This is a genomic window from Lysinibacillus sp. NPDC059133 (assembly GCF_042755925.1).
In the GTDB taxonomy this organism is placed as follows: domain Bacteria; phylum Bacillota; class Bacilli; order Bacillales_A; family Planococcaceae; genus Lysinibacillus.
In genome coordinates this window covers 44,764-53,494 of record NZ_JBHZDH010000036.1, presented here as the reverse complement: position 1 = coordinate 53,494, position 8,731 = coordinate 44,764, and the positions used below count along the sequence as shown (strand labels likewise).

The following is an 8,731-nucleotide window of genomic DNA, read 5'->3' as shown; positions in this document are numbered from 1 at the left end:
ACTTCTTTCAGCAGGTGTTTGGACACCCTCTGAAAGAAGTTGAAGCCAAGCCCGTGGAAAGCGCCAACTCGGAGTGAAAATCAACCTTTGCTTTTTGATACAAATTATTTATATTTATTCTTTTGTCGACAAGCTGAAATAGCAACCGTTATTTTTTTAAAGTTATAGCGCCTTGGAAGCTTGATGAATTAATGCAGCTACCATTTTATCCATTTGTGCAAAACGATCGTCTTTTGTTTGGCCGTTGACGTATCGACAATAGATTTGCTGACAAATTACAGCTAATTTAAAATAGGCAAATGTAATATAATAATCGATGGCCGAAACATCTCGTCCGCTTTTCTCTGCATATCGGTTAATGAATTCCTGACGTGTATAAAACCCTGGTAAAGTCGTTATTGGTGGTTCTCCAAATGCATATAGCAGCATTTTTGGGTCATCTGCATGCATCCAATAGCTCATGGCTACCCCTAAATCCGCTAATGGGTCCCCTACAGTTGTCATCTCCAAATCAAAAAGCCCAATCATTTCAGTATAATCACTTGAAAACATAGCGTTATTAAGCTTGTAATCATAATGAATAATGGTTGCTTCATGTTCAGAAGGTACATGATCCTTTAACCATTTTGTCAACGCTGCTACTTCAGCATGCTCTGCTGTTTTTGCTTTGTCATAGCGTTCAATCCATCCATATACTTGCCGTTCCATAAATCCTTCTGGCTTCACCATATCCTTTAGTTGCGTTTCCTTATATGGTATTGCATGAAGAGCTACAAGTGAATCAACCATCTTTTCCGAAATGAGACGTCCTAACTCCTCCGTATTTTCAGTGCCAGCTGGAAAATGAGTGTCAAGTACAATACCCTTTTTGCGTTCCATTAGGAAGAAATCACTGCCGATAATATCTCGATCGTCAACGTACACATAAGGTTGTGGTACAGCAGATAAAAATGGATGTAATGCAGATATAATCGTAAACTCACGCTTCATATCATGCGCTTTTTTGGCGACTGGTCCATGTGGAGGTCGACGAAGAACCACTTCAAATTCACCTACTTTTAAGCAATAAGTTAGATTTGAATGTCCAGCACTAAACTGTGAAATTTCTAGCTTCCCCTCTGGTAATTCCGGAAATTGACTCTTTAAAAATGAATGTAATTTCACTTCATCAATACGTTCACTTGCCCTTACTTGTATCGTATCCATTGTACCCCTCCTATCAATTATGCCTCGGCATAATTGTTGCTGTCGCTTCGCTTTCGCACAGATAAACAATGCGTCCGGAATCGGCTTTGTGCTTAGGCCTGCATGAGGGCCGACACGATGTCGGTCATTTCGGTAATGCCACAGGACGTGGCGTTTTTACCGATGCAGGTCAGTTAGCCGTTATCGCATGGATGCGATGATTTTAGGCTAACATCCTCTAAGAACTCCTGTCCGATTTCCGTGACATCCGCCGGAGGCTTTAGGCCAACAGATGTTTTTTGCGCGAAAGCGTAGTGCTAACGCAGCGTCAGCAGCACGATGTTGGTCACTCAGTCGTTGCCACAGGACGTGGCGTTCTTAGACTCAGTTCCTCTATTTCAGCAGGTGTTTGGTCACCCACTGAAAAGTAACTTAAATCGGCATTCATCTCACCACCTATAGAGGTGAAAGACTTCTGTAGCTGCCGCTTCGCTTTCGCTACAGAAAATAATTGCTGAAATAAGTTAAATGATTGAGCTCATACCGCCATCTACAACTATGACATCCCCCGTAATATAATCTGAGGCAGCTGCGGCTAAAAATAATGCAACGCCTTTTAGGTCATTTTCAGTTCCTAAACGTTTTAACGGCGTCGCGCCCATTAAGTAATCTTGTCCGCGCTCGATTAAGACTTTTGACATTTTGGTTGGGAAAAATCCTGGGGCAATGGCATTCACATTGACGCCATATGGTCCCCATTTTACGGCTAAATCTTTCGTAAGCGTAATGACCGCACCTTTACTTGCGTTATAGCCAATTGTATCCATGAATTCAGGTAATGTACCACCAAGCCCTGCAACCGAAGCGATATTGATAATTTTCCCACTCTTTTGTTCTAGCATTATTTTGCCAACAGCTTGCGTCATTAAAAATGTACCATTGACGTTAACATCGAAAACTTTTTGCCAAGCCTCATATGGCATTTCAACAGCAGGAGTACCCCATGACGCCCCACTGTTATTGACTAAAATATCAATTTGGCCGAATGTTTCAAGCGTTTTTGACACTACATTCGCGATATCCTCTGGCTTTGTCACATCACAAGTAAGAGCTAATGTTTGGACACCTAAATCAGCTAATTCTTCCGCTACCTCTTCGCATGCCTCAACCTTTCTTGAACAAAGTACAACGTTGGCACCTGCTTCGGCAAAGCCTTGTGCGATTTGAGCGCCAAGACCGCGTCCTCCCCCTGTTACGATGGCCGTTTTCCCCTTTAAGCTAAATAAGTCTAATACCGTCATTTAACCAGCTCCTCTTGTTTTTTGGCATGCTTCTTTAGCTCCAGCTTGGCAACTGTATTACGATGCACTTCATCCGGTCCATCTGCTAGTCGTAATGTGCGGGAATTTGCCCATTGTGCTGCAAGCGTCGTATCAGGTCCTACTCCAGCAGCACCGAATGCTTGAATCGCTCGGTCAATCACTCTTAATGCCATATTCGGCGCCACTACTTTAATCATGGCGATTTCTGCTTTCGCCTCTTTATTCCCTACTGTGTCCATCATATAGGCTGCCTTAAGCGTTAACAGCCTTGCCTGCTCAATATCAATACGGGATTCCGCAATACGCTCACGCATCACACCTTGGTCTGCGAGTGGTCGATGGAAAGCGTGTCGCTCACTTACACGCACACACATTTCCTCTAATGCACGTTCAGCGGCTCCAATCAGACGCATACAATGATGGATACGACCTGGCCCTAAACGACCTTGGGCAATCGCAAAGCCTTTTCCTTCTCCCCACAATATATTTTCCACAGGTACTCGAACATTCGTAAACGTCACCTCACCGTGTCCTTCAGGTGCGTGATCATAGCCAAATGCAGTTAGCATACGCTCTATTTTTACTCCAGGCGTATCCATCGGCACTAAAATCATCGACTGTTGCTCATGGATAGGTGCTGTAGTATCTTTATGTTTCCCCATAAAAATAGCGATTTTACAGCGAGGATCTCCAGCTCCCGTTGTCCACCACTTATGTCCATTTAAAATATAATAATCACCATCACGTTCAATACTTGCCTCGATATTTGTTGCATCACTAGACGCAACTGCAGGCTCAGTCATTGCAAAGCAAGAACGTATTTCTCCACGTAATAACGGCTCCAGCCACTGTTTTTTCTGCTGTTCTGAGCCGTAACGCACAAGCACTTCCATATTTCCTGTATCTGGCGCATTGCAATTAAACACTTCAGGAGCCAGTAAAGAGCGTCCCATTATTTCACATAAAGGAGCATATTCTAAATTCGTTAAACCTGCACCGTATTCACTATCTGGCAAAAATAAATTCCATAAACCCGCTTCTTTTGCTTTTTGCTTTAATTCCTCCATAATTGGTGGAATCGCTCCCCAACGATCCTCCATTGCCTCTACCTGTGCAGCAAACACTGCCTCGTTAGGATAAATGTATTGCTCCATAAAATTTGTCAGCTTCTCTTGCAGTTCTACTACTTTTTCGCTATAAGAAAAGTTCATAAAAAAACCCCCTTTGTTTGAACATCAAAATGGCAAATGAATGAATATTCATTTTTATTCTTACATTAAATGTTACCGCTATATTTCTTGTAAATCAATGTCTATTAAACAAAAATTTGAATTATAGAGAAAATTCATACTTAAGACAGTGTTTTGAGCAGATAGAAAATATCATTACAATAATAAAGCTCAATTCGAAAAATTATTTTGCCATATTATGTGTCATCAAATCAAAATAGCTTCTTTTGATAAAAAATTTTAATGTTCATAGTCGCCTGTTTTTTACTTCTTTAGCCCATCACCATAGCGTGGGGTTGATTTCCGTTCCGGCTGGGCGCTTTGTAGCTGCCGCTTCGCTTTCGCGCTGAGCAGAGCTTCCTAGGGGCGTCCGATGAGCCTCTTCTTTTTAAAATTGGTAAGTGAAACAAAAAGTAGGATAAAAAAGAGTAACTTCTCATTCAAAGAAGTTACTCTTCTCAACCAAATCAATCTTTAATATTCTAAAGCGTTTTGCCTATATTTATTATATCAGTAAGCAATTGACGAATAGCCAAAGGTAAATGACGGTTTTTTAAATACACCACATACACATTTCGTCGTAAATTGGGACAATCTATTCCTTTTTGGACAATCGTTTTAGATGTAGGACCTTTTAAATAATTTTCAGGTAGAATGGTAATCCCTAAATTTTCACGAACGAGAGACACAGCCGTCTCAAAACGTTCAATTTCGAATTGGATATTAATGTTTTGGTCAGCCTTTTCAAATGCATCTAAAATGTCATGTCTCGTTTGAAAGCCTTCTGTACTAATAATAAAATGCTCTTCACTTAAATCTGCGATCGTCAGCTTCTCTTTCTTCGCTAATGGGTGATTTAATGGTAAAACGGCTACAAGTCGCTCTTCATATAAGCAGTTAACTTCGAGCTCTTCATCAACCATTATTTGATTTGTAATAATTAAATGTGTTTTATAGCTTTTAAGCGATTTTTCAACACGTTTACTCCCTAAAATATCTACTAGATGAATCATCATTTCTGGATATTCTTTTTTATACTCTGCAATGACTTTTGGGAGCCAATGCTTAATCGATTCCATCACGCCTATCGTTATTTCACTTGTGCCACGTACAATTACCTCATCCATTTCTATTTTTAAAACTTCCATGTTTTTCAATATAACGTTTGCTCGTTCATATAAAAGCTCGCCTGCTTCTGTTAATTGAAGATTTCTTGTATTCCTTTCAAGTAAAGGTGAACCAATTTCTTGCTCTAATTTTTTAATAGCATTACTTAGAGAAGGCTGAGAAATATGTAGTTTTTCAGCTGCCTTTGAGAAATTCATATGCCCCGCAACTGCTATAAAATATTGCAATTGTTTAATATCCACAACAACATCTCTCCTCATTTATAGTTAAAAGCTATAGATTAATAATAATTATATATTAGCTATTATAATTATGCGAATATATAATTTATTCATAACAATATTTTCAATACAATAATATTGGAAACGGAGTTGACACTGATATGTATTCAATGACAGATCAAAAACAATGGAAAGGTCGTATAGATTCAACTACTAATACGAGTAATTTTCGTTTACATCAAAAAGTGAAAAGAATTCCTATTAATGATGTAAGCGCTTCAGATCATCAGCATGCCGGAATTGTGGGCTTTATATGTGATGAAGGTGTACGGCGTAATCAGGGGCGTGTAGGGGCAGCAAGTGCACCTAATGCTTTGCGTGAATCATTATCTAGCTTACCTTGGACATTTAATGACGAACAGCAAATTATAGATGTTGGTAACGTTCTTTGTCTTAACCACGCTTTAGAAGAAGCACAGCGTGAGCTCGGTGAAATTGTCAAAACATTGCTAAATAAAAAAATACAATGTGTCGTGCTTGGCGGTGGACATGAAACACTATACGGACATTATTTAGGCGTTCGTGCAGCGTTACCTAAAGATGCAAAAATCGGGATCGTCAATATCGACGCTCATTTCGATTTAAGACCATTCGATGAGCAACCATCGTCTGGCACAATGTTCCGTCAGATTTTAGCACAGGATCCACATGCCGATTACTTTGTTTTAGGCATACAACGTTATGGCAATACAAAAGAATTATTTGATAAAGCCGATGAGTTGCATGTGAATTATGTGTTAGAAGAAAATATGACGCCAGAAAATAATGCGCAAATCATGCAGGATCTTCAGCAATATATGGATAATCATGATTATATTCTCTTAACGCTCTGTATGGATGTATTAAATGCTGCATTTGCACCGGGTGTTAGTGCTCCATCACCGTTTGGACTAGATCCAAAAATTGTACGCATGATACTTCAACAAGTAACTTCACATCCAAATACACATTCTTTTGATATTTGTGAGGTAAATCCTTCACTGGATGAGAATGGGCACACAGTTAAACTAGGTGCTTATTTTGTTTATGAAGCACTAAATCACTTACTTAGGAGACAAGGTACATGATCGAAATTAATCAAATTACAACAGTATTTCTAGCAGTTGCACTATTCGCATTGGGCGGCTGGCTCATCGATAAAGTCGGTTTTTTAAAGCGTTTTTGTATACCAGCACCTGTTGTTGGTGGCTTACTATTCGCCGCATTAGCCACTATTCTAAAGACAACTGGCGTATTAGAAATTTCGCTTGATACGTCATTACAAAGCTTATTTATGATTACTTTCTTCACAACAATTGGTTTAGGAGCAAGCTTTAAACTTGTGAAGCTTGGTGGAAAATTATTAATTATTTATTGGTTGGCTTGTGGTTTCCTAGCATTAATGCAAAATGTTATTGGTGTATCTCTTGCATCACTAATGGGGATTCATCCATTAATCGGTATGATGGCTGGTGCTGTTTCTATGGAAGGTGGCCATGGTGCCGCTGCAGCATTTGGACAAACATTAGAAGACTTAGGTATTTCATCAGCCATGACAATCGGTGCGGCTGCGGCTACATGTGGTTTAGTGGCTGGTGGCTTAATCGGTGGTCCGATTGTAAAGTACTTAGTTGGTAAATATAATTTAACGCCAAATGAACAAGAAACGGAAGAAATTGATTTTGAAAATAAAAATGAGCAAATTACATCCGATTCATTCTTTACACAAGTATTATTAATTACGTTCTGTATGGCTGTAGGTACATATGTTGGAACACTATTCTCAGAAGCTACAGGTTTCGTACTACCTGGCTATGTTGGTTCAATGTTTGTAGCTGTACTAGTGCGCAATATTATGGATAAAGTAAAACCTGAAGCGATTAACATGAAAAGTATTTCTTTAATCGGCGATGTGACATTAGGTGTCTTCCTTTCAATGGCGCTCATGAGTATTAAATTATGGGAAATTGCTGATTTAGCACTTCCACTATTCATCATTGTTTTCGCACAAGTATTCTTCATTGTCTTATTTAGTATCTTTGTATTGTTTAAGATTCTTGGAAAAAATTACGATGCGGCGGTGATGGTTGCCGGTTTTGCTGGACATGGTTTAGGGGCAACGCCAAATGCAATGGCTAATATGTCAGCAGTTGTCCAACGCTTCGGTCCATCGAAAAAAGCATTTCTTGTCGTACCAATTGTAGGAGCGTTTTTAATCGACGTATTCGGTATTCCAATTATTATTACGACTATTAATCTATTTAAATAATCAATAAGGCCGTGCAATTGTCTGGATTGACAGTTGCACGGCCTTATTCCATTCGCTTATAGATTATTGTAATATTTCACTAACAGTTACAAATTCGTAGCCTTGCTTTTGCAAGTAAAGAATTACATTTTCCAAACCATTTGCTGTTGTTTGATGAATATCATGCATTAAAATAATGCTGCCATCTTTCACTGAGGCTTTCACATACGCTAATATTTTATCAGCATTGCGATGCTTCCAATCTAATGTATCGATCGACCATAGAATAGAAGGCATCGTAATGACAGAACGAACTTTATCATTCGTTGCACCATATGGTGGACGGAAAACCGTTGGATATTGACCGATGGCTGCATAAATAGCATTGCTAGTTCGATCAACCTCTTGTTTAACATTTGCTGTCGATAAGCCTGTTAACTTTGAATGGTTCCATGTATGATTGCCTATTTCATGGCCAGCCTCATAAACTTTCTTTACGACTGCTGAATTTTTAGAGGCATTTGGCCCAACCATAAAAAATGTTGCCTTAGCATCATATTTCTTTAAAGTCGCTAAAATTTGCGGGGTAACTTTTGCGTCTGGCCCATCATCGAATGTTAAAGCCACACGTTTCTTTTCCCCTTTCGCTACTGGTACACCTTTATTGTATACTTTGTTACCAGGTATTTGAAAATTCACCAACTCTGAGGCTTTCACATAGCCCTTTTGTTCCCCAGCTTCTACATAGGCCCAGCCAACTAGCGTTGTATATTGTTGAACGACTGTTTTATTGGCAATCGTACCAAGAACCTCGCCACTTGGGCTAGCTGTTAAACGAAGCACAGCGCCATTAGCAGCATTTACTCGTTTTTTTGTCGCGACAGGTTTCTTTAAAGAATTTGTTGCAACATAGCCTGTTTGATGACCATATTGGACAAATGACCAACCTCCAGGTGCTGATCCATATACAAAGATAATACTGTTTTCATTAAGCAGTCCCGCTTTTTGTGCATTTGGACTAGGATATGTAAATAAAGTTGTTCCACCTTTTTGCGTTACTAAATATTTTTCAGATGTAATGCTCACTAATACTGCTGTTTCTACATATCCCTCTAGCTGTTGCACTTTAATTCGAGTCCATTTCTTATTTACAGGTATAGCTGTTACATAACTACCTTTCGTTATTTGACCGATTTCGGTACTTTCTACGGAAGGTTCTACATAAACTGCTGCGTCTTTAACGACTGATTGAATAACGGATGTACCTTCAGCGTTAGCAGATTCATTATCTACAAACACAAAACTAATTAAAAATGTCAAAATAATTGCAAAGGATAAAAGTTTTTTCATTGTTCTACA

Annotated in this window: 7 protein-coding genes; 2 read left to right on the top strand and 5 right to left on the bottom strand. The window is 39.2% G+C overall.

The window, feature by feature from the left end:
- Window positions 1–162: 162 nt before the first annotated feature.
- The 4 genes from ACFXN8_RS17655 to ACFXN8_RS17640 all read right to left on the bottom strand — a co-directional run bounded on the left by ACFXN8_RS17655 (window position 163) and on the right by ACFXN8_RS17640 (window position 5,106).
- The gene (locus ACFXN8_RS17655; protein ID WP_376074803.1) at window positions 163–1,206 is read right to left on the bottom strand and encodes a phosphotransferase family protein; all 1,044 of its coding nucleotides are present in this window, start codon (window positions 1,204–1,206) and stop codon (window positions 163–165) included.
- Between the two features lie 503 nt (window positions 1,207–1,709).
- Window positions 1,710–2,486: an SDR family oxidoreductase gene (locus tag ACFXN8_RS17650; RefSeq protein ID WP_386846904.1), complete on the bottom strand. Its 777-nt coding sequence runs from the start codon at window positions 2,484–2,486 to the stop codon at window positions 1,710–1,712.
- Complete coding sequence (locus ACFXN8_RS17645; RefSeq protein WP_376074805.1) at window positions 2,483–3,718, bottom strand: acyl-CoA dehydrogenase family protein; 1,236 nt, start codon at window positions 3,716–3,718, stop codon at window positions 2,483–2,485. Before ACFXN8_RS17645 ends, ACFXN8_RS17650 begins: the two co-directional genes overlap by 4 nt.
- 500 nt (window positions 3,719–4,218) lie before the next feature.
- Window positions 4,219–5,106: a LysR family transcriptional regulator gene (locus ACFXN8_RS17640; RefSeq protein WP_386846902.1), complete on the bottom strand. Its 888-nt coding sequence runs from the start codon at window positions 5,104–5,106 to the stop codon at window positions 4,219–4,221.
- 140 nt (window positions 5,107–5,246) lie between these two features.
- Here ACFXN8_RS17640 and hutG point away from each other — a divergent pair, with 140 nt between their 5' ends.
- Together hutG and gltS are read left to right on the top strand one after the other, a co-directional pair.
- Complete coding sequence (gene hutG, locus ACFXN8_RS17635) at window positions 5,247–6,212, top strand: formimidoylglutamase (RefSeq protein WP_386846900.1); 966 nt, start codon at window positions 5,247–5,249, stop codon at window positions 6,210–6,212.
- Window positions 6,209–7,393 (top strand): sodium/glutamate symporter, encoded by a 1,185-nt coding sequence (gene gltS, locus ACFXN8_RS17630; protein ID WP_386846898.1) that lies wholly within the window; start codon window positions 6,209–6,211, stop codon window positions 7,391–7,393. The genes hutG and gltS overlap by 4 nt, the downstream gene beginning before the upstream one ends.
- A 63-nt stretch (window positions 7,394–7,456) precedes the next feature.
- Here gltS and ACFXN8_RS17625 read toward each other — a convergent pair whose 3' ends face one another.
- A complete protein-coding gene (locus tag ACFXN8_RS17625; RefSeq protein ID WP_386846896.1) occupies window positions 7,457–8,722 on the bottom strand; it encodes a polysaccharide deacetylase family protein in 1,266 nt (421 codons plus the stop codon).
- Window positions 8,723–8,731 lie beyond the last annotated feature (9 nt).